The following is a 1,429-nucleotide window of genomic DNA, read 5'->3' on the forward strand; positions in this document are numbered from 1 at the left end:
TAGACTGCACCCAAAAAGTTAGACAAATTTATAATTAATTTTGATAATAATGAGCTCGATATTTTATCGGGCTCATTTTGTTTAAATTTGATTTAATTCTTTCGTTGTTATAATAGATAATATACTTTTCAACTTCTTTTTTTAATTGTCCTATTGATTTAAATTTTTGTGTGTAAAACATTTCAGATTTTAATATCCCGAAGAAATTTTCAATAATGGCATTATCCAGGCAGTTTCCTTTTCTGCTCATACTTTGCACAATGCCTTTTTCCTTTAGCAAATGTTGGTATTGTTTCATTTGATATTGCCAGCCCTGGTCGGAATGAAGCAGTAAATTCGTGTTATTTGGTATTTTCTTAAATGCCTTTTTCAGCATCACTACCACTTGATTGAACACTGGCCTCTCTGTCAGTTCATAGCTGATTATTTCTTGGTTGAACAGGTCAATTATAGGCGACAGGTACAGTTTATTCCCTGATACGTTAAATTCGGTTATGTCAGTTGCCCATTTTTGATTTGGAGCTTCAGCCTTAAAATTTCTTTCCAGTATATTTGGGGCTATCTTGCCATTCTCGCCCTTATAAGATTTATACCTTTTCACCCTGACAATACTTTTTAATCCTAATAGATTCATCAGCCTGAAAACTGTTTTGTGGTTGATGGCTATTCCTGCGTTTTGCAGTTCATCGGTTATCCGCCTATAGCCATAACGCCCTTTGTGCCGCTGATAAATGGCTTTGATTGACTCTTTAATTTCTTTGTATTTATCAGGCAATTCACTTTGTTTTTGATGATAATAAAAGCTGCTGCGGGCCATATTTGTCAGATCCAGAAGTAATTCTAAATCAAATCTATGCCTTAATTCCATTATGGCTTGGGATTTCTCCTGGCTTGAATTAAGGCTTGAAGCTTTTTTAGCAATTCATTCTCACAGCGAAGCCTTTCGTTCTCTTCTAGTAGTTCTTCCTCCCTTGTCAAGGGTTTACCTGATTTGTGTTTTTTACGTTTATAATTACTCATGGAAATTGGTCTGCCTCTTTGTTTTGCTTTTAAGCCTTCAATGCCAAAGTTAGCAAAATCTTTTTTCCATTTTACAATAATGGCCTGATCGGGAATATTAAATCTCAAACCAGTAGCTTTTAAAGAAAGGGAGTCCTTCTTTATAGCTTTAATTACTTTAAGCTTAAAATCAATTGAATAACTCTGGTTTTTTCTGGATAATAATCCAATCTCTCCATAGCACTTGTAGAAACTAACCCACTTGCGAATATTAGATCTTGCAGTCTGCTTCAATTTTGAAACATATACTTCTGAATAATGTTTCTTCAAGACTAATTCTGCGCATTCTAGCTTAAATGCGTAATCATACTTAACTTTTCTTTCCATAAAAAATGCCCCAAATAGTGTCTAACTTTTTGGGGCATGTTCA

General features: G+C 34.2%; 2 protein-coding genes. Both read right to left on the reverse strand.

All coding sequences use genetic code 11. The features are described 5' to 3' along the window. Nucleotides 1-34: 34 nt before the first annotated feature. Nucleotides 35-868, reverse strand: coding sequence for an IS3 family transposase (locus QLS31_RS16240; protein ID WP_282744708.1), 834 nt, complete (start codon nucleotides 866-868; stop codon nucleotides 35-37). Then, on the reverse strand, nucleotides 868-1,386 hold the full coding sequence (locus QLS31_RS16245; RefSeq protein ID WP_282744709.1) for a transposase: 519 nt from the start codon (nucleotides 1,384-1,386) through the stop codon (nucleotides 868-870). The genes QLS31_RS16240 and QLS31_RS16245 overlap by 1 nt, the downstream gene beginning before the upstream one ends. Between the last annotated feature and the right edge of the window lie 43 nt (nucleotides 1,387-1,429).

It is taken from the genome of Flavobacterium sp. XS2P24 (genome assembly GCF_030010285.1).
GTDB lineage: Bacteria > Bacteroidota > Bacteroidia > Flavobacteriales > Flavobacteriaceae > Flavobacterium > Flavobacterium algoritolerans.

Excerpts from the sequence above, each read along its gene's own strand:
- QLS31_RS16245 (WP_282744709.1), bottom strand. The coding sequence starts at position 1,386 with ATGGAAAGAAAAGTTAAGTATGATTACGCATTTAAGCTAGAATGCGCA.
- QLS31_RS16240 (WP_282744708.1), bottom strand. The coding sequence starts at position 868 with ATGGAATTAAGGCATAGATTTGATTTAGAATTACTTCTGGATCTGACA.